At 69.9% G+C, this 25,078-nt stretch carries 19 protein-coding genes and 6 pseudogenes; 15 read left to right on the top strand and 10 right to left on the bottom strand.

The genetic code is table 11. The features are described 5' to 3' along the window. Entirely contained in the window at window positions 1-2,115 is a 2,115-nt protein-coding gene (locus tag ACZ7M3_RS35040; RefSeq protein WP_472068667.1) for a xanthine dehydrogenase family protein molybdopterin-binding subunit, read from the top strand. Here the strand turns inward: ACZ7M3_RS35040 and ACZ7M3_RS35035 are convergent. Continuing rightward, window positions 2,102-2,671: an ATP dependent DNA ligase gene (locus tag ACZ7M3_RS35035; RefSeq protein ID WP_472068665.1), complete on the bottom strand. Its 570-nt coding sequence runs from the start codon at window positions 2,669-2,671 to the stop codon at window positions 2,102-2,104. The genes ACZ7M3_RS35040 and ACZ7M3_RS35035 overlap by 14 nt on opposite strands. A gap of 208 nt (window positions 2,672-2,879) precedes the next feature. Here ACZ7M3_RS35035 and ACZ7M3_RS35030 point away from each other — a divergent pair. From ACZ7M3_RS35030 to ACZ7M3_RS35010, 5 genes and pseudogenes are all read left to right on the top strand, one after another. Continuing rightward, a pseudogene (locus ACZ7M3_RS35030) lies at window positions 2,880-3,134 on the top strand (hypothetical protein); the annotation flags it as partial. Window positions 3,135-3,231: 97 nt separating this feature from the next. Further along, window positions 3,232-6,477, top strand: coding sequence for a formate dehydrogenase (gene fdh, locus ACZ7M3_RS35025; RefSeq protein WP_472068663.1), 3,246 nt, complete (start codon window positions 3,232-3,234; stop codon window positions 6,475-6,477). Then, window positions 6,474-7,385: a 4Fe-4S dicluster domain-containing protein gene (locus ACZ7M3_RS35020; protein ID WP_472068661.1), complete on the top strand. Its 912-nt coding sequence runs from the start codon at window positions 6,474-6,476 to the stop codon at window positions 7,383-7,385. Before fdh ends, ACZ7M3_RS35020 begins: the two co-directional genes overlap by 4 nt. A 56-nt stretch (window positions 7,386-7,441) precedes the next feature. Next, window positions 7,442-8,341, top strand: coding sequence for an NrfD/PsrC family molybdoenzyme membrane anchor subunit (nrfD, locus tag ACZ7M3_RS35015; protein WP_472068659.1), 900 nt, complete (start codon window positions 7,442-7,444; stop codon window positions 8,339-8,341). 229 nt (window positions 8,342-8,570) lie between these two features. Next, window positions 8,571-8,785: pseudogene (locus tag ACZ7M3_RS35010) on the top strand (ANTAR domain-containing protein). Between the two features lie 487 nt (window positions 8,786-9,272). On the opposite strand, the pseudogene ACZ7M3_RS35005 reads toward ACZ7M3_RS35010, so the two are convergent. The 7 genes and pseudogenes from ACZ7M3_RS35005 to ACZ7M3_RS34975 all read right to left on the bottom strand — a co-directional run bounded on the left by ACZ7M3_RS35005 (window position 9,273) and on the right by ACZ7M3_RS34975 (window position 14,626). After that, a pseudogene (locus ACZ7M3_RS35005) lies at window positions 9,273-10,490 on the bottom strand (PP2C family protein-serine/threonine phosphatase). A 266-nt stretch (window positions 10,491-10,756) separates the two neighbouring features. Further along, the gene (locus tag ACZ7M3_RS35000; RefSeq protein ID WP_472068657.1) at window positions 10,757-11,245 is read right to left on the bottom strand and encodes a flavin reductase family protein; all 489 of its coding nucleotides are present in this window, start codon (window positions 11,243-11,245) and stop codon (window positions 10,757-10,759) included. Window positions 11,246-11,368: 123 nt separating this feature from the next. Further along, window positions 11,369-12,037: an HAD family hydrolase gene (locus ACZ7M3_RS34995; RefSeq protein ID WP_472068655.1), complete on the bottom strand. Its 669-nt coding sequence runs from the start codon at window positions 12,035-12,037 to the stop codon at window positions 11,369-11,371. A gap of 7 nt (window positions 12,038-12,044) precedes the next feature. After that, window positions 12,045-13,010: an LLM class F420-dependent oxidoreductase gene (locus tag ACZ7M3_RS34990; protein ID WP_472068653.1), complete on the bottom strand. Its 966-nt coding sequence runs from the start codon at window positions 13,008-13,010 to the stop codon at window positions 12,045-12,047. Between the two features lie 40 nt (window positions 13,011-13,050). Further along, entirely contained in the window at window positions 13,051-13,395 is a 345-nt protein-coding gene (locus tag ACZ7M3_RS34985) for a hypothetical protein (protein ID WP_472068651.1), read from the bottom strand. A gap of 634 nt (window positions 13,396-14,029) precedes the next feature. Beyond that, entirely contained in the window at window positions 14,030-14,380 is a 351-nt protein-coding gene (locus ACZ7M3_RS34980; protein WP_472068649.1) for a PRC-barrel domain containing protein, read from the bottom strand. A gap of 105 nt (window positions 14,381-14,485) precedes the next feature. Further along, entirely contained in the window at window positions 14,486-14,626 is a 141-nt protein-coding gene (locus ACZ7M3_RS34975; protein ID WP_472068647.1) for a hydrophobic protein, read from the bottom strand. Between the two features lie 211 nt (window positions 14,627-14,837). Here ACZ7M3_RS34975 and ACZ7M3_RS34970 point away from each other — a divergent pair, with 211 nt between their 5' ends. From ACZ7M3_RS34970 to ACZ7M3_RS34945, 6 genes and pseudogenes are all read left to right on the top strand, one after another. Further along, entirely contained in the window at window positions 14,838-15,050 is a 213-nt protein-coding gene (locus ACZ7M3_RS34970) for a hypothetical protein (protein ID WP_472068645.1), read from the top strand. 359 nt (window positions 15,051-15,409) lie between these two features. Further along, window positions 15,410-16,089 (top strand): annotated as a pseudogene (locus tag ACZ7M3_RS34965) (HemK2/MTQ2 family protein methyltransferase). Next, window positions 16,073-16,339 (top strand): CDGSH iron-sulfur domain-containing protein, encoded by a 267-nt coding sequence (locus ACZ7M3_RS34960; protein ID WP_472068643.1) that lies wholly within the window; start codon window positions 16,073-16,075, stop codon window positions 16,337-16,339. Before ACZ7M3_RS34965 ends, ACZ7M3_RS34960 begins: the two are co-directional and overlap by 17 nt. After that, a pseudogene (locus ACZ7M3_RS34955) lies at window positions 16,339-17,366 on the top strand (iron-containing redox enzyme family protein). The gene ACZ7M3_RS34960 and the pseudogene ACZ7M3_RS34955 overlap by 1 nt, the downstream one beginning before the upstream one ends. A gap of 163 nt (window positions 17,367-17,529) precedes the next feature. Next, on the top strand, window positions 17,530-18,828 hold the full coding sequence (locus ACZ7M3_RS34950; protein WP_472068641.1) for an ATP-grasp domain-containing protein: 1,299 nt from the start codon (window positions 17,530-17,532) through the stop codon (window positions 18,826-18,828). A 7-nt stretch (window positions 18,829-18,835) separates the two neighbouring features. Next, window positions 18,836-20,857, top strand: coding sequence for a CocE/NonD family hydrolase (locus ACZ7M3_RS34945; RefSeq protein WP_472068639.1), 2,022 nt, complete (start codon window positions 18,836-18,838; stop codon window positions 20,855-20,857). A 189-nt stretch (window positions 20,858-21,046) separates the two neighbouring features. On the opposite strand, the gene ACZ7M3_RS34940 is transcribed toward ACZ7M3_RS34945, so the two are convergent. Further along, window positions 21,047-21,358, bottom strand: a complete 312-nt coding sequence (locus ACZ7M3_RS34940; RefSeq protein ID WP_472068637.1) for a hypothetical protein — start codon at window positions 21,356-21,358, stop codon at window positions 21,047-21,049. 188 nt (window positions 21,359-21,546) lie between these two features. On the opposite strand from ACZ7M3_RS34940, the gene ACZ7M3_RS34935 reads away from it, so the two are divergent. Continuing rightward, window positions 21,547-21,675 carry an LPFR motif small protein gene (locus ACZ7M3_RS34935; RefSeq protein WP_472068706.1) on the top strand — a complete coding sequence of 43 codons (129 nt, stop codon included), beginning with the start codon at window positions 21,547-21,549 and terminating at the stop codon, window positions 21,673-21,675. Window positions 21,676-22,288: 613 nt separating this feature from the next. Beyond that, window positions 22,289-22,492: pseudogene (locus tag ACZ7M3_RS34930) on the top strand (transposase); the annotation flags it as partial. Between the two features lie 152 nt (window positions 22,493-22,644). On the opposite strand, the gene ACZ7M3_RS34925 reads toward ACZ7M3_RS34930, so the two are convergent. Next, a complete protein-coding gene (locus ACZ7M3_RS34925) occupies window positions 22,645-24,426 on the bottom strand; it encodes a PucR family transcriptional regulator (RefSeq protein ID WP_472068635.1) in 1,782 nt (593 codons plus the stop codon). Window positions 24,427-24,612: 186 nt separating this feature from the next. Here ACZ7M3_RS34925 and ACZ7M3_RS34920 point away from each other — a divergent pair, with 186 nt between their 5' ends. Then, window positions 24,613-25,071, top strand: a complete 459-nt coding sequence (locus tag ACZ7M3_RS34920; RefSeq protein ID WP_472068633.1) for a YflT domain-containing protein — start codon at window positions 24,613-24,615, stop codon at window positions 25,069-25,071. Window positions 25,072-25,078: the final 7 nt, after the last annotated feature.

Below are 25,078 nucleotides of genomic sequence, written 5' to 3'. Positions count from 1 at the left end.
ATGGCCGACACGGATACCGCACTGGGCACTCCCGCCGAGCGCCGGGAGGGCCGGGAGAAGGTCACCGGCCTGGCCCGTTACGCGGCCGAACACACTGTCTCCGGCCGGGTGCACGCCTGGCCCGTGGCCGCCACGATCGCCCGTGGTTCGGTCCGCGTGATCGGCACCACCGGCGCACTGCGACTCCCCGGGGTCCTTGCCGTGCTCACCCACGAGAATGCTCCCCGGCTCGCCGACGCCGACGATCCCACGCTCGCCGTCCTGCAGAACTCTCGTGTACCGCACCGTGGCTGGCCGATCGCCCTGGTCGTCGCCGAGACCCTGGAAGCGGCCCGGGCGGGCGCCGCGGCGGTGCGTGTCGAGTACGACACGCAGGACCACGACGTGACGCTCACCGACAGCCATCCCGGTGCGTACGTCCCCGAAGAGGCCAACGGCGGCTATCCCGGGCACCGGGAACGCGGCGACCCCGAGAGCGTGTTCGCGTCCGCCGCGGTTCACGTCGACGCCCGCTACCGGGTGCCGCCCCTGCACAACCACCCCATGGAGCCGCACGCGTCCACCGCCCACTGGGACGACGACCGGCTCGTCGTGCACGACTCCAGCCAGGGTGCCACGGCTGTACGAGCCACGCTGGCGGCCCTGTTCCGGCTCCCGGAGGACCAGGTCACCGTCGTGTCCGGACACGTCGGCGGCGGCTTCGGGTCCAAGGGGACGCCACGCCCGCACGTGGTGCTCGCCGCGATGGCGGCACGGCAAACCCGACGCCCCGTCACCGTGGCCCTGCCCCGCCGACTTCTGTCCACCCTCGTCGGGCATCGGGCGCCCACCCTGCATCGGGTTCGGCTCGGCTCCACCGAACAAGGCTCCCTCACTTCCCTCCTGCACGAGGTCACCACCCACACGTCCCGTATCAAGGAGTTCGTCGAGCAGGCCGCCGTGCCCGCCCGCATCATGTATGCCTCACCCCACAGCCTGACCAGCCACCGTGTAGTGCCGCTGGATGTTCCCAACCCCTCCTGGATGCGCGCGCCCGGCGAAGCACCGGGCATGTACGCGCTGGAGTCGGCGATGGACGAGCTCGCCGTCGCACTCGGGATGGACCCCGTCGAGCTGCGCATCGCGAACGAGCCGGACACCGAACCGGACAGCGGCAAACCCTTCAGCACCCGGCATCTCGTCGAGTGCCTGCGAGAGGGCGCCCTGCGCTTCGACTGGGCACACCGCGACCACCGTCCGGGCCCGCGCTCGACCGGCGGCCCCCTGCTCGTGGGGTCGGGGGTGGCCGCCGCCATGTACCCCGTGCTGATCTGGCCCTCCACCGCCACCGCGCAGGCGCTGCCGGACGGGAGCTTCACGGTACGGGTCAACGCGACCGACATCGGCACCGGAGCCCGCACCGTCCTCGCCCAGGTCGGCGCCGACGCCCTCGGCGTCCCGCTGGAACGCGTCCGTACGGAGATCGGTAACAGTGACCTGCCGTCGGCGTCACTGGCCGGCGGTTCCTCCGGCACCGCCTCTTGGGGCTGGGCGGTCCACGAGGCGTCCACCCGGTTGCGCGCCGGCCTCGCGGAACACACGGGACCGCTGCCCGAGCCTGGTCTCACCGCGCGCGCCGACACGGCAGGGATCGCCGACGCCGACAGCGGCTACGCGCGGCACGCCTTCGGCGCCCACTTCGCCGAGGTCACCGTCGACACGGTCACCGGGGAGGTCCGGGTCCGCCGTCTGCTGGGTGTGTACGCCGCCGGGCACATCCTCAACGTCCGTACCGCACGCTCCCAGTTCATCGGCGGAATGACGATGGGCCTGGGCATGGCCCTGACCGAGGGCAGCACCATGGACGCCGCGTTCGGCGACTTCACCGAGGCGGACCTGGCCACCTACCACGTCCCCGTCCACGCCGACGTACTCGCCGTCGAGGCACACTGGATCGACGAGGACGATCCCCATCTCAATCCGATGGGCAGCAAGGGCATCGGCGAAATCGGGATCGTCGGTACGGCGGCAGCCGTCGGCAACGCCGTCCACCACGCCACCGGTGTCCGCTACCGCGAGCTGCCCCTGACACCGGACCGCGTCCTGGCGGGCCTGCCGCCGTTCACCGCGCGGTGAGCCCGGAGGGACGTTCACGGACGACGTCCCGCGCCGCTTTGTCGTCGCGTGGGCCGAGAGAGCGTGGGTGGCGCGACATGCCGTCGCGGGGCCACTCGGTGAAGGCGATTTCCGCGACGAGAGCGGGCTCGACCCAGTGGGGGCGCGTCTCGCGGACGTGGTGGGCGAACGGCGGCTCGGAGGTGCTCAGTTCATCGAACCAGGTTCGCAGGTCGAGGAGGGTCCGATGGTGGAAGCCGGTGCCGACCTTGCCCGCCGGCGGAGCCGATCGCCCCCGTAGTACCCCCGCAGCAGCACACCGAACCCGACCGGGGTGTCGGCCGGTTCGATGAAACCGCCGATGACGACTCCTGGCCGAGCGAGCACCTGAGCTTGAGCCGGCCCGCTGGAACAGCCTTGCCGATAGAGGCAGTTCGCACGCTTGGCGATCAATCCTTCCCGCTCCCGGGCGCAGGCGTCGGCCAGCGACTCGGTTCCACCTTGCGGGGCGCGAAGGCGAGGTATCCGAAGGGTCCGGCAGTCCGACCCGCGAGCCGGTCGAACCGTTCTCCCACATCGACGCCCGTGCCGGGCAGGGCAACGGGCCATTGCAGGACACGGGGCAGACGAACGGACAACACACCGGCAGACGGCGAGAGCGCGGGCAAGGGCTCGTGCCCGCTCCTCGATTCGAGGGCGTAAGGACCTGGCGCCCCTGCATGGCGAAACCTCGTGCGGGGTACCCGGGGTCGGGTCAGGGGCCGGCCGAGGAGAGGGAGAGCACCGTGAGCGACCATCGTCCAGGGAGTCACGGGGACGGCGGAGGGCGGGAGACCAAGCCCATGCCGAGGGACATGCCCGACCAGCAGGCCGGTGCCGACGAGAACCCCTGGGAGCCCGACGGCGACTCGACGCAGCCGGCCCAGGGCGAGCGGCCCGATCCGGACATCCCCGACACGGACGAAGCCGGAACGGGTCAGCGCGGCTCCCCTCACTCAGGTAGCCCACGACCGGAGCACCCCGTGCCCGACGAACCGCCCGGCTGGCGCTCCGCGCGACGTACCCGCCCCGGTGGGCCAGTCTGGAAGCGATGCCCACCACCGTCACGGGAAGCCCCGGCCGCCGAGAGGACACATCATGGGTGTGCGCACGTGGGTCAGTGACTGGCCCGCCTTCCGCCAGCTCACCGGATCCGACCCGCTGGGCCGTGGCCGGGCCGCCATGTCGCCACACACCGAGCAGCTCAGACCACGTACGGACACCGCCGACCGCGTGGTGAGTTCCGTGTGCCCCTACTGCGCGGTGGGCTGCGGCCAGCAGGTCTACGTCAAGGACGGCAAAGTCGTCCAGATCGAGGGCGACCCCGACTCGCCCATCAGCCGGGGCCGCCTCTGCCCCAAGGGCTCCGCCACGCTCCAACTCACCACCGGCCCGGCCCGTCGTCACCAGGTGTTGTACCGGCGGCCGCACGCCACCGACTGGGAGCCCCTCGACCTGGAGACCGCCATGGACATGGTGGCCGACCGCGTGATCGAGACGCGGCGCCGGACCTGGGAGTGGGAGTCCGACGGGCTGCGCACCGCACGCACCCTCGGCATCGCCAGCCTCGGCGGCGCGACCCTCGACAACGAGGAGAACTACCTCATCAAGAAGCTGCTGACCGGCCTCGGCGTCGTCCAGGTGGAGAACCAGGCCCGCGTCTGCCACAGCTCCACCGTCGCCGGTCTCGGCACCTCCTTCGGGCGGGGCGGTGCCACCACCTTCATGCAGGACCTCCAGCACGCCGACTGCATCGTCATCGAGGGCTCCAACTTCGCCGAGGCGCATCCCGTCGGCTTCCAGTGGGTGATGGAGGCCAAGGCGCGCGGCGCCCGGATCATCCACGTCGACCCGCGTTTCACCCGCACCAGCGCCCTCGCCGACCTGCACGTCCCGATCCGGGCCGGCAGCGACATCGCGTTCCTGGGCGGGATCATCAACCACGTCCTGACCGAGGAGAAGGACTTCCGCGAGTACGTCCTCGCCTACACGAACGCCGCGACCCTCGTCAGCGAGGACTTCCGCGACACGGAGGACCTCGACGGCGTCTTCTCCGGCCTGGACGAGGACAAGCACCACTACGACCCGTCGAGCTGGCAATACGAGGGCGTCGAGGTGCAGCAGCCCACCGGCGAGGTCGACGAACAGTACGAGGAGCGCGTCCGCGGCTCCGGCGGCGCCGAGACGCACGGCTCGGGCGGCGCGCGCACCGCGGGCCGGGCGCCCCGCGACGAAACACTGCGACACCCGCGCTGCGTCTACCAGATCCTCAAACGCCACTACGCCCGCTACACCCCGGAGTTGGTGGAGGAGATCTGCGGAGTGCCGCGCGCGACGTTCCTCCGGGTGTGCCAGGACCTGACCGCCAACTCGGGCCGTGAGCGGACGAGCGCGTTCGCGTACGCGGTCGGCTGGACCCAGCACTCGGTCGGCGCGCAGTACATCCGCGCCGCGAGCGTGCTCCAGCTGCTGCTCGGGAACATCGGCCGCCCGGGCGGCGGTATCCAGGCCCTGCGCGGCCACGCCTCCATCCAGGGCTCCAGCGACATCCCCACCCTCTTCAACCTGCTGCCCGGCTACCTGCCCATGCCGCACGCCCACGCGCACGAGAACCTGGATGCCTTCATCAAGGCCAGCCGCACCGACAAGGGCTTCTGGGCCAACATGCGGGCCTACTTCGTGAGCCTCCTCAAGGCGTACTACGGCGACGCGGCCACCGCCGGCAACGACTTCTGCTTCGACCACCTGCCGCGCCTGACCGGCTCCCACTCCACCTACGACACGGTGATGGCCCAGCTGGACGGCGTCTGCAAGGGGTACTTTCTGATGGGCGAGAACCCGGCGGTGGGCTCTGCCAACACACGGCTCCAGCGGCTGGGCATGGCCAACCTGGAGTGGCTCGTCGTGCGCGACTTCTCCCTCATCGAGTCGGCGACCTGGTGGCAGGACGGCCCGGAGACCGAGACCGGGGAGCTGCGCACCGAGGACATCGCGACGGAAGTGTTCTTCTTCCCTGCCGCCGCTCACACCGAGAAGTCCGGCTCCTTCACCAACACCAACCGCTGGCTGCAATGGCACCACGCGGCCGTCGAGCCCGAGGGCGACGCCCGCAGCGACCTGTGGTTCATGTACCACCTGGGCCGCCGCATCAAGGCGAAGCTGGCCGCTTCGACCGATCCAATGGACCGGCCCATACAGGACCTGACCTGGGACTATCCGGTGGACGGCCCGCTGGAGGAGCCGGTCGCCGCCGCCGTGCTCGCCGAGATCAACGGCCATGGCCCGGACGGGGCGCCGCTCTCGGCATACACCGAACTCAAGGACGACGGCTCGACGCGGTGCGGCTGCTGGATCTACTGCGGGGTGTACGCGGACGGTGTGAACCAGGCCGCCCGCCGCAAGCCCGGAAGCGAGCAGGACTGGGTGGCCGCCGAGTGGGCCTGGGCATGGCCCGCCAACCGCCGCATCCTCTACAACCGCGCGTCCGCCGCCCCGGACGGCACGCCGTGGAGCGAGCGCAAGGCGTACGTCTGGTGGAACGACGCGGAGGAAAAGTGGACCGGGTACGACGTCCCCGACTTCGTACCCGACCGCGCCCCCGGCTTCGTACCGCCGGACGACGCCTTGGGACCGGACGCCCTGCGCGGCGACGACCCTTTCATCATGCAGGCGGACGGCAAGGGCTGGCTCTACGCGCCCGCGGGGCTGGAGGATGGCCCACTCCCCACTCACTACGAACCGCAGGACTCGCCCTTCGCCAACGCCCTCCACCCGTCCACACCGCGCTCCCCCGTACGCCAGCTGCTGCCCCGGGACGGCAACCGCTACCACCCCAGCGGCGACGACAAAGGCGCCGAGGTCTTCCCCTACGTCGTCACCACGCACCGCCTCACCGAGCACTTCACAGCGGGCGGCATGAGCCGCTGGTCGCCCTACCTCTCCGAACTCCAGCCGGAGTTCTTCTGCGAGGTCTCCCCGCAACTGGCCGCCGAACGCGGCCTTGAGCACATGGGATGGGCCACCATCGTCACGGCCCGCAACGCCGTCGAGGCCCGCGTCATGGTCACCGCACGGATAACACCCCTGACGGTGCGGGGCCGGACGGTCCACCAGATCGGACTGCCGTTCCACTGGGGGCCCAACGGCGTGGCCACCGGCGACGCGGCCAACGAACTCGTCGCGATCACCCTCGACCCCAACGCACACATCCAGGAGGACAAGGCGCTGACCGCCGACATCCGCCCGGGACGCCGTCCACGCGGCCCCGATCTGCCGAAGCTGGTCGCCGAGTACCGCCGGCGGGCGGGCGTCACAGCCACCACGGGGACGGAGACACGGAAATGACAGACCGTCACCTACTGGGCGGTGCAGAACCCGACCCGGCGCGCGACGCCGGGCACCCCGATCCCCCGCCCCGCGTCGGCTTCTTCACCGACACCTCCGTCTGCATCGGCTGCAAGGCCTGCGAGGTCGCGTGCAAGGAGTGGAACGCCATCCCGGAGGACGGGCTGTCCCTCACCGGCATGAGCTACGACAACACACAGGGACTCGGCGCTTCCACCTGGCGCCATGTCGCCTTCGTCGAACAACAGGTACCAGTGGCGCAAGGACGCACACAACTCCCCTTGGTGGAGAACCAGTCGACCGCGCCCGTCGAGGGTGGGGAGCTGCGCTGGCTGATGTCGTCCGACGTGTGCAAGCACTGCACCCACGCGGCCTGCCTGGACGTCTGCCCCACCGGCTCCCTCTTCCGCACCGAGTTCGGCACAGTCGTCGTCCAGGAGGACATCTGCAACGGCTGCGGCTACTGCGTACCCGCCTGCCCGTACGGTGTCATCGAGCAACGCCCCGACGACGGGCGAGCGTTCAAGTGCACGATGTGCTACGACCGGCTCGGCGCCGGGCAGGAACCCGCCTGCGCCAAGGCTTGCCCGACGGAGTCCATCCAGTTCGGCCCGCTGGACGAACTGCGCGAACGAGCCGCGCTGCGCGTCGACCAGTTGCACGCGGCGGGCGTGGACAGCGCCCGGCTCTACGGCCACGAGCCCGACGACGGAGTCGGCGGCGACGGCGCGTTCTTCCTGCTCCTCGACGAACCCGAGGTCTACGGACTGCCCCCGAACCCGGTCGTCACCACCCGCGACCTCCCCACAATGTGGAAGCACGCCGGTGCGGCGGCCCTCTCGCTGGTCGGCGGCTTCGCGCTCTCCTTCGCGCTGCCCGCCCTGCGGGAAAGGAAGGGACCACGATGACGGCGACGGAGCCGGGCGGGCAACGCAGTCGCAGTGGGCGTCGCGGTGAGCAACTCATGGTTCCCCGAGCCGAGTTCGAGTCGTACTACGGTCGCCCGGTCATCAAGGCACCGTCCTGGGCCGCCCGGGACATCGCCGGGTACTTCTTCCTGGGCGGGCTCGCCGGCGCGGGCTCCGTGCTCGCGGCGGGCGCCCAGCTCACGGGACGTACGACCACCGCCACGGCGATGAAGGTGTCCTCACTCGCCGCGGTCTCGCTGTCCGCCGCCGCACTCGTGCACGACCTCGGGGTACCGAGCCGGTTCCCGAACATGCTCCGGGTCCTCAAGCCGACCTCACCCATGAGTGTGGGCTCGTGGCTGCTCGCCGGCTACGGTCCGGCCGTCGGCGCGGCCGCCGTCAGCGCCGTCACCGGACGGCTGCCCCGGGCCGGTGCGGCGGCGACCGCGGCGGCGGCGTTGCTGGGCCCGGCGGTCGCCTCGTACACGGCGGTACTGGCGGCAGACACCGCCGTTCCCGCCTGGCACGGTGCGCACCGCGAACTCCCGTACGTATTCGCCGCGTCCGCGACGGCGGCCGCGGCCGGGATGGGACTGGTCCTCGGACCCGTGACCGAGTCCGCACCGGCCCGCTGTGCCGCACTGCTGGCCGCCGCGGCCGAGGCTGCGGCGACCAGCGCGGCCGAGAAACGGCTGGGCATGGTCGCCGAGACCTACCGTCAGGACCGGGCCGGAACACTACTGCGTGCCGCCCGGCTGCTCACCGCGGCTGGTGCCGCAGTCGGCCTGCTGCTCGGCCGCCGCAGTCGGCCGGCTGCCGTGGCGAGCGGGCTTGCCCTCCTCGCGGGCTCGGCGTGCACTCGCTTCGGCGTTTTCGCGGCGGGGGTCGCCTCGGCAAAGGACCCGAAATACACCGTGGTGCCCCAACGGGCCGTCGACCCGCCCGCCGGGGGCTGAGGGCGCCTGAAACGTGGGCAGGCCTTCCTCCTCGGCCCCAGTCCCTCTGGCACTGGCGCGCCGAGGTGGTGACGATGTGCTCAAAGGACGACGGCGCAGGGCCGGGATCCGGACCTCGGAGAAGACGATGCCTTCAGATGCCCCTTCGGGAAGCGACGAGCCACGTGGTGTTCCTGCGAAGTCCCCCGTGCCCGCGGAGGCGGAGGAGGAGATTATCGAACTGCAGGAGATGGTCGACCAGGTGGAGGAGGCCATCACCTCGCACGCCATGGTGGACCAGGCCATCGGCATGGTGGTCGTCCTCGCCGTGTCACGCCGGACGAGGGGTGGGCCGTACTCCGTGAAGTCTCCCAGCTCACGAACATCAAGCTGCGCAACATCGCGGAACTGGTTCTCATCTGGGAACGGAACGGAGATCTCCCGTCCGGCATCCGGGCGCCCTAGGAAGAGGCCCTCGACAAGTACGGGCCCAGCGAGATTCCGGGAGCGGCGTCCCATCCGTGATCCGCGGGTTGTTTGAAGCGGGCCCAGCACGGTAGTCCGAAGAGAAGCGGCCGGCTGTCCAACTGCTCCCGGGAGGGTTCGGCAGTGAGCCCGCCACTGGCCGCCCCGGGAGCAGTCACGCGGGGCGGTCTGCATCCCCGGCGCGGCTAGGCGGCGTCGGTCAGCACGCGTTCGCGCACGGTGGCGCTGGAGGTGTTGATCAGCTGGGAGACATGCATCTGGAAGACGCCGAGCTCCGTTATGCAGCTCTGGGTCATCGTGAAACGCCCGGCACTGTCGCAGTCCTTCCAGAGGTGCGAGGTCAGCCTGCGGTGAGTACGGAGCCGTCCTGAGGGGGAACCCGCTCTGCACCGTGAGTCGGCGCCCGGTCCAGCCGGTGCCCGCACCGTCCGTCGTCCTCCGTTCCGGCACCGCTCGCCCCGCTCACTCAGTTCCAGCGCAGATGGACCAGGGCCACGTTGTCGGCCAGGCAGCCCTGCGACTCGGCCGGCCCGCCGACCCGCTCGATCAAGCGGTCGGCAGACGGTTCCGGCGCCAGACCGGCTTCCTCCCGAGCGAGCGTGAGCAGGCCCGCCTCGCCCAGGAGCTGGGAAACAGGGCCGACGTGTCCCTCGAACAGCCCGTCGGTGAACATCACCATCCCGGCACCCACCGGCAGCTCCAGCTCAGCCGTCGGCCATGCCCCTCCTGCGGGTATCACCCCCAGTGCCGGGCCGCCGGGCGGCTCCGCCCACTCGACACCATGGCCGGTGCGGAGTAACAGTCCGTGGTGCCGGCCCGTACCAGTCGGGCCCGCTCCTGGCCCGGTACGGCGGCGGGGCCGAGGAGCGTCGCGAAGACGTCGTCCCGGGCGCACTCCGCCGCCGGGATCTCCTCCAGCCGCCCGACCTGCTCGGCTCCGGTGACGCCGCAGAGCACCAATGTGCGCCAGGCGATGCGCAGCGCGACGCCCAGGGCCGCCTCGTCGGGCCCGTGCCCGGAGACGTCGCCGACCATCGCGGGCACCGTGCCGTCGGCGCTCTGCACGATGTCGTAGAAGTCGCCGCCAAGGAGCGTCTGCGCTCGCCCGGGAAGATAAGGGCAACGACGTCGACGTCCCCGCTCCGCAGTAACGGGCATGGCAACAGCCCTCGTTCGAGACGCGCGTTCTCCCGCGCCTGCGTGTGGCCGGACTGCAGGGCGACCGCGGACCGCTCGGCCTGTTTGCGCTGTATCGCGTAACGCACCGCCCGCCCGAGCAGCCCCGGTACGACGTGCCCCTTCACCAGGTAGTCCTGCGCTCCGCCGGCGACGGCCGCCAGCCCGGTCAGCTCCTCGGTGAGCCCGGTGAGCACCACGATCGCCCCCTGGTCGACGTGCGCCCTGACGCGGGAGACCGCCTCCAGGCCCTGCGCGTCCGGCAGACGCAGATCGAGCTGCACGCTGTCGGGTATCCCCGCCGCGAGCGCCTCGGCGGCCTCGGCCATCGACCGCAGCCACCGCAGACGCACGTTCAGCGTGCTGTCGGCGACCAGTTCCTCCACAACAGGGCATCAACGGGGTCGTCCTCGATCAACAGGAGGGACGGCTCCCGCCAGTCCCACACCGTGACGCCGTCCTCCCGCGCACGCGACCGCCGTTCTGCATCCCCAGTGGGCGACGACATCATGGTCCCGACCTTCCTCCACCCGCGCCGCGCATCCCGGCGGTATCGCCGGACGATGACAGCCGAGAGGTCAGCCACACCGGTCGGCTGACCCTCTCATTCCTTCACTTGATGTCCACCCGATGCGGTCCCAGAGCACGGGCCGGGCGTCGTCGCACGCCCGCATGTGTGGACTGCGATCAGGGCGATGTCGTCAACGTCCATGTCCTGTACGGAACATACGGGCGAGGTGTCTGGAGCGCCGTCCGCATCGTGAGCCCTGACGGTCAGTTCACCGGGTGGCCCGGGGTGATGTCGAGCGTGTCGTTCAACGACAGCAGAGCGATTCGGCCGTCCGCGTCGTTCTCCACCGCCTCCGGGGCGAGAAGGAACCCGACATGGTCGCCGCCGTCGAACCGGTCCTCCACGCGACCGACGAACCAGGCCGGGACCTCGTCGAGGACGGGAGACCCGCCCGGCCCCGGGTGCCACGGGACGTCGGCGAATTTGTCAGCGTGGTCGCCGGACTCGCCGCCGAAAAGCCGGGCCAACCGGTGCTGGTCACGGCGGAGCAGATGGACCGTGAGCCGCTCGGCGTGTTCGGCCGCCCGGAACGTCCGGTTGGCTCTGGACAGCCAGACCACGAACCGGGCGGGCCGGATCGAACACTGCGAGCCGAATCCGACCAGGCAACCGGCCATCTCACCGGCGGCCTCGACAGTTACGACGTACATCGGGCAGTCGATCAGGTCGGTGAACGGATCGAGATCGCTCATGGCACTCCCTGTGTGTCTACCGGCACCCGGGACGTCGATGTCGACCTCGCCGCCGCCCGGCACCAACTGCCCGGCGCCCCCCTCAGGACCACTTCCCCTGTTCTTCGCACGGGGCTCGGGTCACTACCGGTCGGCGAAGACGCCGGTGTCTAGGTGTTCGAGGAGGTCGGCGGGGTCCCGGTAGACCGCGTGGGCGCCGGCTGTCTCCAGGTCCGTACGCGGGATCCCGCCGGACAGCACCGCCACCGGGACCACTCCGTCCCGTACGGCGGCCTTCATGTCCCAGACGGTGTCGCCGACGAACACGGCTCGTTCGCCCGGAACGTCTGCGAGTTCCCTGGCCTGTCGGACGGGGTCGGGGGCGGGCTTGCCGTCGGAGACGTCGTCAGCGCTGGCCGCTCCAAGGATGACGTCGTCGGCGTCGATGGCACGTCGCAGCGCCGAGAGTTCCGTGCCGCTCGCCGAAGTCGCCAGGACGATCGTCCAGCCCCGTCCGGCCAGTGCGCGCAGCAGGTCGCCCGCCGCGTCCAGCGCCGGCAACCGGTCGAAGTAGGTGGCGTAGAGGGCGTGGTGTGCCGCGACGAACTGCTTGTCCTCGTCGGGGTCGCGGTCCTTCCCGAGCAGGTGCTCGATCAGGTCGTCGCTGCCGAGGCCCACGGCGCGGTGGATCTCCCGCATGGGAACGCGGTGACCGCCCTGTCTGAACGCCTCCCACCAGGTGACGACGTGCAGGTGATTGGTGTCGACGAGCGTTCCGTCGACGTCGAAGATCGCGGCGCGTTTCGTGGTCATCGCACGCTCACAGTTCGCGGAGGGCGGGCAGCAACTTCTGTTCGGCCCATTGCAGGTACGGCTCCTGGTGGTCGCCGCCGATCTGGACGAGCGCGACCTCGGTGAACCCCGCGTCGACGTAAGGGCGTACAGCCTCGACGACCGCCTGAACGTCGTCGCCGCACGGAATGGACTGGGCCACGTCCTCGGGCCGTACGAACTGGGTGGCGCCCGCGAACGCGGCAGGTCCGGGCAGTTCGGAGTTGACCGGCCAGCCGCCGCTGAACCAGCGGAACTGGTCGTGGGCGCGGACGATCGCCGCGCCGCGGTCGGTGTCGTAACAGATCGGCAGCTGACCGACCTTGGGCTTGCCCGCGCCGCCGTACCCGTCGAACGCGGAGATCAGTTCCGGTTTCGGTTCTGTGGCGATCACCAAGTCGGCGAGACGGCCGGCGAGTTCGCACGAGCGGTCGCCCGAGACGGCGACGCCGATCGGCGGGGATGTGTCCGGCAGATCCCACAACGTGGCGTTCTCCACGTCGAAGTGGACACTGTGGTGGTTCACGTTCTCCCCCGCGAAGAGCGCGTGGATGATCTCCACAGCCTCCTCCAACAGCGCCAGCCGGACATGCGCTGCGGGCCAACCACCCCCCACCACATGCTCGTTGAGATTCTCCCCGGAGCCCAGCCCCAGACGGAACCTTCCCTGGGACAGGAGCTGCATCGTCGCGGCCTTCTGGGCGACGACCGCCGGGTGATAGCGGTTCGTCGGGCACGTCACGTACGTCATCAGGGGAATGCGCTCGGTGGCCTGCGCGGCTGCACCGAGGACGCTCCATGCGTAGGGGGCGTGCCCCTGGGACTCCAGCCAGGGGAAGTAATGGTCGGACGTGACCGAGAAGTCGAAGCCGGCACGCTCGGCACCAACCACATGCCCCACCAGCTCCCGCGGACCGGCTTGCTCGGTCATCATCGTGTACCCGATCTGCACCATGGCGCTCATCTCCTCGTGGTTCGAACGGTCTCCCGTCCCATCACCCCTTCGTCCCGAGACTCAGGTCGACCTCCTTCTCCTGGTCTCCCGACGCCGCGCCCCACTGATGTACGGCGAACGCGGTGCTCAGGGCCTCGAACAGCTGGTCCACGGCGACATAGCCGCCCTGCAGGGTGGCGGTGACCGAGCCCTCCAGGGCAACCGGATCAGGCGGCGTCCACTCCTGCGTCGGCTCGAACTCCGCGCTCCACACGGCGGGTTGGCCGCCGGACTGCTCCTGGGGCACATCGCCGGAGGAACGGTCGGTGGGAAACGCGGTCCGCAGGACGCCGAAGACGGTGGCGGCGTCCTCCTTGGATGCTCCGGTGAGGGACACGGTGGCCATCAGGGTCGCTCTCCTTGGGTCGGACGGGGCGTGGATGATCGGACGCATCCGTTCACGGTGTGGGCACGCGGCCCGACCAGCCGCGGGCGGGTGGACAAGGCCGCACGGCCACGTGCCGGCGGGGCGGATCCCGCCGGCTGCCGACAGGCGAGCCGGTCACTGGCCCAGGTACGCGCATCCATCCGGTGTCCTCTCCGGCGACCCGCCTCGTGGTGACTCGTGGTGACGGTCGCGGGGCGGTCCTTCCAGGGTCGCCCCCCTCGGCTCCCGCGGCGCGCGGAGCCTCAGCCGAGCGGTTCGTCGGGCACGGGATGCCCCGGCCGTGCACTGTCGGAATGCGCGGCGCCCCTCCGCCCGGTGCCCGCCTCGTCCGTCTCGGCCCGGGTCCCGGCCCCCTCTCTTACCGGGGGCTTCCGGACAGCGATCGCCCAAAGCGTTCTCACTTCCTCGGGCAAGGCCGGTGCAAGGTGCAGGTACCCGCGTGGCCGACGATGATTCCGGCCATCGCCGTCCCTCCCGAGACTGGCCGGGGATTGCCGCGGTCAACGGTCCCTCCGATTCCGCGCCAGCGTCGTACGGAGAGCGGGCACCGGCAGAACGCCGGTGCCCGCCCCTACTTACTGCGGAATGACGGTCAGGCGCGGTGGCCTCCGTAGTAGCCGCCGACCTGCTCGTGGTAGCCCGGGTCACCGGCGTGCTTGTCCTTGTCGAACTCGGGGGAGTTCTTGATCTCGTCCTTGGTGCGGCCGACGTGAATCATCCGCTCCGCGACGTCGATGGACGAGATGACACCGGCAGGGAGCAGAACCTGCTTGCCAAAGATCCACACGCCGGTATCGACGACGATGTACGCGGCGCCGACGTCCTCGGAGTGCTTGTCGACCTTGCCGATCGAACCGTCGCTCGCCTCGACCTTGAACCCGGTCAGATCCGTACCCGTCTGGTGACCCGACTCGGCCGGGTAACCCCACATGTTGTCCGTCATGCAAAACCTCCCCTTGCAGTGTGTGAATACCGAGGAAGCCCGTCCGCTATTCCGGTGGGCGCTCCTCGGTGGGTCGAGTGCCCGCCGTTTTCCGTCCCACACCATTTAAATTTCGGCTACACGCCGCACGAATCCCAGGAGCCACAGAATATCCACGACGACGGTGATCCACCACAGAACGCGAAGAGCGAATCCGGCACTACCCGATATCAGCGCAAGGAGAAGTACAAGAATCAACACAGCCATGCCGATTCCCCATTCCGGAAGACCGTCTGCCCCCCTGGCCATATGTCATGCGGGTGTTTTCCGGCCGTGGTTCTACGGTATGTAGTCGACCGTCTCGTCCAGGACCTCCCCACCACGACATGGAAGCCGGTGGTGGCGCCGGTGCGCGTGACTCGCCTTTTGCGACAGATCCGATGTGGCATGTGAAGCCGTACTGCCACACGCTGGAGCCATGGCAGGGACACCGATAGTCGTGCACCGGCCGCTCAGGACGGGCGGTCGTCCGGTCGTCGTGCGCAGTGAGATCGTCGGCCTGGCCCACTCCGACCACGACGTCGTGAAGTTCCTGCGCCGGGCCGGTCTGGCGTTCGGTGAGGACGTCCTCGACGATCCGGTGTGGGTGGAGTGGAAAGGTGATCGGGCGCACGAGTACGAGGCTGCCTGATCTGGAAGGACGCGCGTCCTTGTCGGCACACACGCTGTGATACGGCGACCGGCAGGCCGTGTGCCGGGCGAGAGCGCCGGCACGTGCCGAGCCTCGGACAAAGGTGTGCACCCCCACTTCAGGGCAACAACAGACCCGAGTGCCGAACGGGATCCGCCTCGCTCGCGGGACGCCTGTGACGCCCGCACGGTCGGCGGTATGGCGCCAAAGGGACTGCTCCGTCCCGTCGGCCGTCCGTGATTGTCTCCGCCTGATCACCCAGCCCCCGCCACCGAGCGAGGAGGGGCACCCGTTGAGCGAAGAGTGGGGCAGGAGTGGACCGAGTCGTCTCACGAGCCGCTCACGCACCGTTGGTGCACATGACCACCGAAGCTCTCCCGCTCCCCACGCCGACTCTTCTCATCGCGCCGCCCGGGGTCTACCGGCCAGAGCACGACACCTGACTCCTTACGCGGGCCCGGTGCCGCGAGGGCGTGGCTCCCGGATCGCAGGTACTGGATCTGGGAACCGGGACCGGAGCCCTCTCGGTGGCGGCGGCCCGGCTGAGAGCGCGCGTGACGGCCGTGGACATCTCCTGGCGCGCGGTGTTCACCGCGCGCGTCAATGCGCAGGCCGCCCGGCAGCGCGTCGTCGTACGCGGCGGAGATCTCACGGATGCCGTCCCCGGCCGCCTCTTCGACCTCGTCGTCGGCAATCCCCCTATGTCCCCTCCCCCACCGACCGCCTGCCCCGACGAGGCCCGGCCCGTTCCTGGGACGCGGGACGCGACGGCCGCGCGCTCGTGGACCGGATCTGCGACGCCGCGCCCTCCGCCTTGCGGCCCGGCGGAGCCCTCCTCCTCGTTCACTCGGGCCTGTGCGGTACCGACGCCACCCTGGAACGGCTCGAAAGTGCCGGGATGAAGGCGACGGTCGCCGATCGCGCACTGATTCCCCTCGGACCGGTGCGGCGGTCCCGGCTCCCGTGGCTGCGCCATGAAGGCCTGATGACCGGCGAAAACCTGGAAGAAGTAGTAGTCATCCGTGCCGAGCACGCCTGAACGCCCGCGCCGCATCCGGGTCGACCCCGAAGGACCCCTGCTCGTGGAGAGGCCGGTCGAGGTGATCACGGACGACGGCACCCTCGTCGTCTCACGACGCTTCGCCGTCGCAATCTGCACCTGCCGACGCAGCCGCGCCTCCCCCTGGTGCGACACCAGCCACCGCCGGCATGAGAAGCCGCGAGGCCAGAGGTCTCCCTCCCCGGCCACCGACAACGAAGAAACACCGGTACCGAAGGAGGGCGAGTGATGCCCGCCCATCGGGAAGCCCGGCTCGACAGCCCGCCTCTGCCCTCCCCGCGAGGAACACTGTCCGCTGCCGTCACCGCCACGCTCCGCCAAGGAACCGCGCCGCCGCTGCAAGAGACAGGCGGCGCCGACCCGTACGGGGAGGATCTACAACTCGCCCTCTACCTCCTGTACGAACCGCACTACCAGGCTTTCACGGCGTCGACGACGGCCACGAGAGAGACCCGGACCTCCTGACCCTGCGCCGCGCGCTCGAACGACGCTTCCTCGCCGCCCTGCGCCCCGATGTGCCCGGCCCCGTACCGCTACAGCAGGCCCTCGACGAGTTGCTGACGGAACCCGTCGGCGACCCCGTCACCAGCGTCACGCACTGCCTCCAGCACGAGGGCGGTCTGCCCGAACTCAGGGAGTACTCGGCGCTTCGCTCGCTCTACCACCTCAAGGAGGCGGATCCGCACGCCTGGGTCATCCCCCGGTTGTACGGGCGTGCCAAGGCGGCGACGGCGGCGGTGGAGTTCGACGAGTTCGGCGCCGGGCGCGCGGACGACATCCGTGCCCGGCTCTTCGCCGACCTCATGGCGGACCTCGGCCTGGAGACCGCCTACGGCCACTACCTCGACGCGGCCCCCGCCGAGGCACTCGCCACTGTCAACCTCATGTACCTTCTCGGACTGCACCGGGCCCTGCGCGGCGCGCTCGTCGGACACTTCGCCCCCGTCGAGGTGACGTCCTCACCGGGCTCGCGCCGACTGGCCAAGGCGATGCGCCGCGCCGACGCCGGGCTCGCCGCCGCACGCTTCTACGACGAGCACGTCGAAGCGGACGCCGTCCACGAGCAGGTCGCAGGCCACGACGTGATCTGCGGCCTCCTGGAGAACGAGCCCGGCCTGGAACCCGACATCGTCTTCGGCATTCAAGCGACCGTCCTGCTGGAGGACCGGCTCGACACGGAAGACCTCCGGGCCTGGGACGCCGACCGCAGCGCGCTCCGCACCCCCGCCGGGGTGCCCGGGCCCGCTGTTCGGTGATGAGCGTCGTCCAGGGCCGCCGGCGTCGAGCTGCCGTCCATCCTGTTCCGGAGAGCAGCATGAACGTGACCGTAGGTCTGTGACGCCGTCGCGTCTCTCGTCGTGTGCCTCGTCGTCCTGCGGGTACACGCCCGGCTCCGTACACCAACCCCAGGAGCCGTCGGTGAACCCACGCCCCCGCAACGTTTTCGTCGTCGGTCTCGACGAGGCCAATCTGCACACCCTTCAGGCCGTCCCCCATGCCGAAGAACTGCGTTTCCACCGCCTCCTGACCATCCGGGAGCTCCAGCACGGCGAGGTGGCCGTACCGGACCTAATCGACCGGGCCCGGCACGTGCTGGACGGCTTCGACGGGCCGATCGACGCAATCGTCGGCTACTGGGACTTCCCGGTGAGCACGCTCGTCGCGCTGCTCGCGCAGGAATACGGGACGCGCGCCACCAGCCTGGAATCGGTGGTCAAGTGCGAGCACAAGTACTGGAGCCGCCTCGTGCAGCAGGAGGTGGTCGCAGAGCATCCGCGCTTCGGCCAGGTGGATCTCGACGCGGTCGCCCCGCAGCCACCGGAGGGTGTGCGCTTCCCGATGTGGCTCAAGCCGGCGCTGTCGTACTCCTCCGAACTCGCCTACGGGGTACGGGACATGGACGAGTTCCGCACGGCCGTGGAGCACGTCGTCCAGGGCATCCACCGGGTCGGCCGCCCCTTCGAGTACATCCTGGACCAGCTCGACCTGCCGCAGGAGATGGCCGGGGTCGGCGGCCAGGTCTGCCTCGCCGAGGAGACGCTGGGCGGTGTCCAGGTCGCGGTCGAGGGGTACGAGCACGACGGCGAGATCACCGTGTACGGCGTCCTCGACTCGATCAACTACGCGGATTCCACCAGCTTCCTGCGCCACCAGTACCCCTCGGCCCTGCCGGATCCGGTACAGCGACGCCTGCGCGAGGTGTCGAGCCGGGTCATGCGACACATCGGCTGGCGGCAGGCGACCTTCAGCATCGAGTTCTTCTACGATCCGGCCACGGATGGGATCTCGATCCTGGAGATCAACCCTCGCCACTCCCAGGCGCACGCGGAGCTCTTCGCCTACGTCGACGGCGTGCCCAACCACCACTGCATGCTCGCCCTCGCCCTGGGCCAGGATCCGGCGATGCCGTTCCGGCAGGGCCCGCACGCCCTGGCCGCCAAGTGGTACCACCGCTGGTTCACCGACGGAGTCGTGCGCGCGGTGCCGTCGCCCGAGCAACTGGCCCGCATCGAGAAGCAGATACCCGGCGTCCGCATCGACGTCGTGCCGGACGAGGGGCAACGCCTGTCGGACATGGACCAGCAGGACAGTTACAGCTACGAGGTGGCGCACATCTTTACCGGAGGCGCCGACGAACACGAGCTGCGCGAGAAGTACGACCGCTGCGTCGCCGCGCTACGACTCGCCTTCAACTACCCGACCGACCGTACGACCTGAGGGACGCATGCGATACATCGAGAACCTCCCCCACACCACGAGGCAGGAGGACCGCGTCAGGATCCCGATGCCGGACGGCGTCCACCTCTCGGCACGTATCTGGCGCCCGGTGTCCTCGGACGACTCCCCCGTCCCGGCGATCCTGGAGTGCATCCCGTACCGCAAGGGCGATCTGAGTTCGGTCCGCGACTCGATCCACCACCCCTACGTCGCCGGGCACGGCTACGCGTGTGTCCGCGTCGACCTGCGCGGCACCGGCGACTCCGAGGGCGTACTCACCGACGAATACCTGGAAGTCGAACAGAGCGACGCCGAGGCGGTGCTCGACTGGCTGACCGCGCAGCCCTGGTGCGACGGCACGACCGGGATGATGGGCATTTCCTGGGGGGCGTTCGCGGCGCTGCAGGTGGCCGCTCGGCGACCCGCGAGTCTGCGGGCCATCGTCATCTCCTCGTTCACCGACGACCGTTACGCCGACGACATGCACTACATGGGCGGCGCGATGCTGTCCGACAACCTCGCCGAAGCGGGCACCATGTTCGCCTACGCCACGTGCCCGCCGGACCCGTCCGCCGTCGGCGACCGCTGGCGCGCGCTGTGGCACGAACGTCTGGAAGCCGCCGAACCGTGGGTCCTGAACTGGCTGCGCCACCAGCGACGCGACAGCTACTGGCGGCGCGCTTCAGTGTGCGAGGACTACGCCGCCGTACGCTGCCCCGTCCTCGCCTCCAGCGGCTGGGCCGACGGCTACTCCAACGCGGTGACCCGCCTCCTCGCCCACCTGGACGTGCCGCGCAAGGGGCTGATCGGCCCCTGGTCCCACAAGTACCCGCACCTGGGCGAGCCCGGACCCGCCATCGGCTACCTCCAGGAAGTGGTGAGCTGGTGGGACCACTGGCTGAAGGGAGCGGACAACAGGGCGATGGACGGTCCGATGCTCCGGGCGTGGATGCAGGACAGCGTGCCGCCCTCCACCTCGTACGAGGATCGCCCCGGCCGCTGGATCGGCGAGCCGACATGGCCCTCGCCGCACGTTCGCGACACCGCCTACGCGCTGCGCTCCCGCCACCTCACCGCCGAGGACGAGGCTCCCTACGACGCGGGGAGCCAGACGGTACGATCCCCGCTGTCCGTGGGCCAGTTCGCCGGAAAGTGGGCCTCCTACAACGCCCCACCAGACCTGCCCTACGACCAGCGCGAGGAGGACGGCGGCTCGCTGGTGTACGAGACCGAACCGCTGACGGACCGGCTGGAGATCCTCGGGGCCCCATGCGTCGAACTGGAGGTGAGCGCGGACCAGCCCGTGGCCATGGTGGCCGCCCGTCTGTCGGACGTGGCCCCGGACGGCAGCGCCACCCGGGTCACATACGGCGTCCTCAACCTCACCCGTCGGGACAGCACAGACGAGCCCGCCCCCTTGGAACCGGGCCGACGCCACCGGGCCACGCTCCACCTGAACGGTGTGGCGCAGGCCTTCCCGCCGGGCCACCGCGTGAGGCTTTCACTGTCCACGTCGTACTGGCCGTTGGCCTGGCCACCGCCACGGCCCACGCTCCTGACCGTGCACGAGCAGCCGTGCCGCCTCGTCCTGCCGGTCCGTCCGGCAGCCGAGCCGGACGCGTCGGCCCCCTTCGAGGCTCCCGAGGGCACGACCCCCATCACCACGACACAGATGACGCCGCCCGAGCAGCGCTGGGAGGTCACCCGCGACCTGATCGACTACGGCGCGGCGCTGAACATCGTCAAGGACCGCGGCACGGTCCACTTCAACGCGATGGACCTGGACGTCGGCTGCCGTGCCCACGAGCAATACACCTCGGTCGCCGACGACTTCACCTCACCGACCGGTGAGTCGACGTGGACCATGAGCTTCCGGCGCAAGGACTGGGACGTACAAGTCCGCACGAGCACCACTTTGACCTGCGACACCGAGGAGTTCCACATCAACGCCACGCTGGACGCCTACGAGCGCGGTCGACGCGTCGTCTCCCGCACCTGGAACGAGTCGATCCCCAGGGACGCGCTGTAGAGCGCGCACGGGCAGCCCGCCCGGACACGGCACGACCCGCCCGAAACCCCGCCTCGTCGACTCAGCCTCTGACGCTGTCGGCGAATCCGACGCGGCCGGGCCACCGGCCCGGAAAAGCGCGACACTTCTCGCGAAAGTGTCACGGTTTCTCAGCTGGGCACGGCTGCCCCAGCCCACCGACGGCATTGGTCAGCCGGCACACGCTGCGGGTGGTTGCCTTGATGCGCATCTCCTCCAGAAGCGCGCTTGGCGGTCGGCGCGCTCCAGCAGCGTGTCCAGGTGCTCGGCGTAGAGCCGTTCATCGGTCTCGGACAGGGCGCGCAGGGTGCGCCGGCACGATGCTTTGCCCTGGACGCCCAGGAGCATGGATTCCAGTTCCAGGACGTCGCTGAGCGGTGAGCGGGAGAAGAGGTGGCCGTTGGGCTTGAGGTGGCCGGCCATTTCCGCGAGCCAGCCGAGTTCGACCTTGGAATGGTCGGTGGGCACCCCGAGATCGATCATGATCTGCGCCAGGGATTCTTCGGTGAGGTGGGTCGACTCGGCGCCTTGTCCACTCGCGCCCGGGGCACCGATTCAACCGCGCCGGTCCCGCGAATCAGGAAACGTCCGCATTTCGAGTCGCCGAGAGCGCGGGATAGACGGCGAGAAAAGCAAGCTCTTCTCGTGAACGAATGGATGAAAGGCCCGCTATGTTGAAGGCTGTCGCAGACGTTCTGGGAAAGATCGGCAGCGCCATCGCCACTGTCGTGACGTTGCCTTTCCGCGCCGTGGCGCGCCTTTTCGCGGGCGCATCGGACAGCGCCCACGGAAACCACTGACCGTATTGGTGTGCGGCCGCAAAACCCCTTCCGGTGCCTCGCGGCAGGCTCTTTGCGGCGTGGGCCGCGAGAGCCTGCCCATAGGAAGTGAACCCAGCGGGGAAGAAAGTGCGCCATCTGCTGGTGCGGCCTGCCGACGCGATGCCAGTGAGCCATCCACGTGGCCCGGTGGCCAGACCCTGGGCCGTGTGGGTCTGAGGCTGGAACCAGACCAACCGGCCGGGCGCGACCGTGGGCGGATGTACTCGCGACGAAGGTGGGCATGGTGCCTTGTTCCGTCCCCTGCTGCCGTCAGCCGCACGCCCATGGCGCTGCCCGCCGTGCGCGGTGATAGTCCCCTCCCTCTGCAGCCCATCGGCTTGGTGACGTCGCAGGCGACCAGGGGCGATCTGGCCGAACAACCACGACGAGGAGCGCGGCCCCGCATGCGATGTGGCTGGCGCCGTAGCCGAGTGAGAGGTCATTGGACCGCCGTCGGCGATCCCCTTGGGCGCGCCGACCTGAGAGGGCGGTTCGTGAGTCTTTGAGTGTTTCTGGCGTCGCCTGATGGTGTAGGTGCGGGCGGAATCCGCTGGTCCGCAGCTGGTGGTCTGTTGGGGTGGCGGGGTGAGAGAGTGAACGCAAGCCGTACCCAAGCGACTTATCGGATGGGCAGTGGTTGTTGATCGAGCCGGTGATCACGGCGTGGAAGGACCGGCACCGTTCGGTGAGCGGCCACCAGGGCTCCTACGCGATGCGGGAGATCGTGCACGCGATCCTCTACCAGGGCCGGACCGGCTGCCAGTGGGCCTACCTTCCGCACGACCTGCCGCCGAAGGGCCGACTCCTCCACGGACTCGTGCCCGATCGTCTCGCTCACTTGGCGTCTCTCCCTTGATCAGCAGATCCGCCGTTGATCAGACACTCCCGTAACAGGGCAGCCCGACCAACTGCCGCCGGCACCGCTCGTGCAACAGTTCTAGCGGGACATCAGCCGGGTCCGCCCAGCACGATCTTCCACACTCGGGTCGCCACCTGGAGGTTGAGCCGGTCCTCGACGTTCGCGAGGTCGTTGCCGCTGATGTCGCGGATGCGCTGGAGCCGATAGCGCAGCGTGCTGCGGTGGATCGCGAGGGATTCGGCGGTCTCGTCGTAGTTGCCGCCGCAGTCGAAGTACCGGGACAGGGTCTCCACCATGGCCGCGTGGTGGAGAGAGTCGTAGTCGATGAGCTGCCCGAGCCACTCGTGGACGAACGTCTCTAGTTCCCGGTAATCGTTGCCAGGTCCCAGGATGCGGTAGAGGCCAAGCTCGTCGAAGAACGTCGTGCCGTAGCGCTCGCGGGAGTAGCGGCGCACTTCCAGGGCCCGCTGCGCCTCCTGGTAGCGGTGGGGGATGTCGTCCAGGGAGTCGCAAGGGGCGCTCACCCCGATCGTCCCGGACCGTGTCCCGGTCTCCCGGGCGAGCGCCTCGTACAGCGCGCGGGCGTGCGGCCTGTCGTCGGCGACCAGGACCACGTGGTCGGAACGTCGGGTCAGCAGCGAGCGCATGCCCACGGCAGAGGCCGCCCGGCCCACGGTCTGCGAGAAGGAATCGTCCGCAGTCCGGTTCGACCACTGCACCACGACGACGTAGTGGCTGCGGTGCAGGTCGTGTCCGACCGCCTCGGACCGGGCGTAGGCGCTCGCCTCGTCCGTCCCTGCCAGGAGGTCGTCGACCAGCTCGCGGTGCAGCCTCAGCTCCACTTCTGCCAGATTGCGCAGGTGCGTCAGCTCCGGGGCGAGTGACGTGGCGGCGTGTTCCAGCGCGAGCACGGTGTGCTCGTCGGCCTCGTCCCGGGCATCGACCAGGGCCAGCACGCCCAGGATCTCGCCGTGCGGGCGGACCAGAGTGATCAGCCGGTCCTTTATCCGCACCGGCCCGGCCTGACGGGCGACGGCGTGCAGCATTTCGTCCTGGCGCACGGGGTCCGGTTCGGGATAGGGGTCGGGCCGGCTGGGGCCGGTCCAGGACCTCAGCCGACCGAAGCGGTCCTCGACCAGCGCGGGGAGCCCAGTGAGCCTGTGCAGTGCGCGGGTGATGGCTTCCTCGCCGCCGCTCGAGGCAGCGACGTCGGCCATGAGCGCGTGAACGGCTCGCTGGTACCCCAGCTCAGCCACGACGGAGATCAGCTGCCGCTGGAGGGCTGTGCGTTCGTCCCTCAGTCGGTGCAGTTCCAGCGCGTCCTCGCGTTGGCGGCGGTGTGCGAAGGCGACTGACAGTGCAGCAGCGGTGTGCCGGACGAGCGTGGCGAGCAGGGATCGCTCGGCCTCGGTGGGCCGGGAGCGGGACGTCACCACGAGGTAGCCGTGGAGTCTCTCGAGTCCGCGCAGCCCCAGGGCCCAGCCCCAGGGCCGGCCGGGTACGGTCACAGGGCCGTCTTGCCCGTTCAGCTCCCGCACCCTACGGTCCACGGCCGAGGCACGGATCTGCCCGTCCCGCGGCCTGGGGACCAGCTCGCCGTCCACCCTGAGGTATCCGGCCTCGGCGCTGTAAGGCCCTGCGGCGGCTATGTGGTCCATGGCCAGGCTTAGGATCTCGCCTTCGTCCGGGGTGTCGAACAGGGCGCGGGAGAGCACCATCAGTTTGTGGGGGGCATGGTCGGCCGGGGTTGGAGCGGGTGAGCGGGGCCCTCTCCGCGCGGCCGTGTGATGCCGCCCGCCGCTGCCCCGCGGAAGGCTGCCCTCCCGGTCGGAGCGGCGGCAGTACAGGTTGTGCGCCCGGCTGCCGGCCATGGGATCACTCCGTTCTCCTCGAGCCTACAGGCGAGCGGTGGTACCCGCTCTCGGGCCGGCTCATCCGAGATGTTCGGATTCTTCCTCTCGTACTCGTGGGGCGACCGGACCCGTGCATTTCTGACACGCCAGGCGCAGGCGTGGAGCCACTCGGCTCGCCACCCTGGGGAGTGTTCGAAACCGTCCATGCGCACCGGCAGGAAGGGCTGGGCGATGACCGAGCAGCATCGTGGGCCGGTTGCCTCGTACAAGACGTACCGGGAAGCCGAACGCGCCGTTGACCACCTCTCGGACCACGGGTTTCCCGTGGAGAGAGCGGCGGTCATCGGCCAGGGCCTGCGCTTGGTCGAGCAGGTGATCGGCCGGATGGACTACGGCAGGGCCGCGCTTCACGGAGCGGCGAGCGGTGCGCTCCCCGGTGTCCTGATCGGCTGGCTGTTCGGCCTTGTGAACTGGCTCGACCCCGTCGTCTCCGCCCTGCTCCTCGCTCTGTACGGGCTGGTCTTCGGAGCGATCATCGGCGCGCTGTCCGGCATGCTGCTGCACGCCCTGCAGGGTGGTCGCTGGGATTTCGCCTCGCTCTGCTCGATGCAGCCGAGCCGGTACGAGGTCGTCGTGGACGAGGAGGTCTCCGACGAGGCTTGAGGGCTGA

The sequence above is a fragment of the Streptomyces sp. NPDC111656 genome (genome assembly GCF_055656965.1).
This window is presented reverse-complemented; position numbering and strand designations above follow the sequence as displayed.

Excerpts from the sequence above, each read along its gene's own strand:
- ACZ7M3_RS35000 (WP_472068657.1), bottom strand. The coding sequence starts at position 11,245 with ATGAGCGATCTCGATCCGTTCACCGACCTGATCGACTGCCCGATGTAC.
- ACZ7M3_RS34975 (WP_472068647.1), bottom strand. The coding sequence starts at position 14,626 with ATGGCTGTGTTGATTCTTGTACTTCTCCTTGCGCTGATATCGGGTAGT.
- ACZ7M3_RS35020 (WP_472068661.1), top strand. The coding sequence starts at position 6,474 with ATGACAGACCGTCACCTACTGGGCGGTGCAGAACCCGACCCGGCGCGC.
- ACZ7M3_RS34995 (WP_472068655.1), bottom strand. The coding sequence starts at position 12,037 with ATGACCACGAAACGCGCCGCGATCTTCGACGTCGACGGAACGCTCGTC.
- ACZ7M3_RS34945 (WP_472068639.1), top strand. The coding sequence starts at position 18,836 with ATGCGATACATCGAGAACCTCCCCCACACCACGAGGCAGGAGGACCGC.
- ACZ7M3_RS34940 (WP_472068637.1), bottom strand. The coding sequence starts at position 21,358 with ATGATCGATCTCGGGGTGCCCACCGACCATTCCAAGGTCGAACTCGGC.
- ACZ7M3_RS34980 (WP_472068649.1), bottom strand. The coding sequence starts at position 14,380 with ATGACGGACAACATGTGGGGTTACCCGGCCGAGTCGGGTCACCAGACG.
- ACZ7M3_RS34990 (WP_472068653.1), bottom strand. The coding sequence starts at position 13,010 with ATGGTGCAGATCGGGTACACGATGATGACCGAGCAAGCCGGTCCGCGG.
- ACZ7M3_RS35040 (WP_472068667.1), top strand. The coding sequence starts at position 1 with ATGGCCGACACGGATACCGCACTGGGCACTCCCGCCGAGCGCCGGGAG.
- ACZ7M3_RS34935 (WP_472068706.1), top strand. The coding sequence starts at position 21,547 with ATGTTGAAGGCTGTCGCAGACGTTCTGGGAAAGATCGGCAGCGCCATC.
- ACZ7M3_RS35035 (WP_472068665.1), bottom strand. The coding sequence starts at position 2,671 with ATGTGGGAGAACGGTTCGACCGGCTCGCGGGTCGGACTGCCGGACCCT.
- ACZ7M3_RS34925 (WP_472068635.1), bottom strand. The coding sequence starts at position 24,426 with ATGGCCGGCAGCCGGGCGCACAACCTGTACTGCCGCCGCTCCGACCGG.
- ACZ7M3_RS34970 (WP_472068645.1), top strand. The coding sequence starts at position 14,838 with ATGGCAGGGACACCGATAGTCGTGCACCGGCCGCTCAGGACGGGCGGT.
- ACZ7M3_RS34920 (WP_472068633.1), top strand. The coding sequence starts at position 24,613 with ATGCGCACCGGCAGGAAGGGCTGGGCGATGACCGAGCAGCATCGTGGG.
- ACZ7M3_RS34985 (WP_472068651.1), bottom strand. The coding sequence starts at position 13,395 with ATGGCCACCGTGTCCCTCACCGGAGCATCCAAGGAGGACGCCGCCACC.
- fdh (WP_472068663.1), top strand. The coding sequence starts at position 3,232 with ATGGGTGTGCGCACGTGGGTCAGTGACTGGCCCGCCTTCCGCCAGCTC.
- nrfD (WP_472068659.1), top strand. The coding sequence starts at position 7,442 with ATGGTTCCCCGAGCCGAGTTCGAGTCGTACTACGGTCGCCCGGTCATC.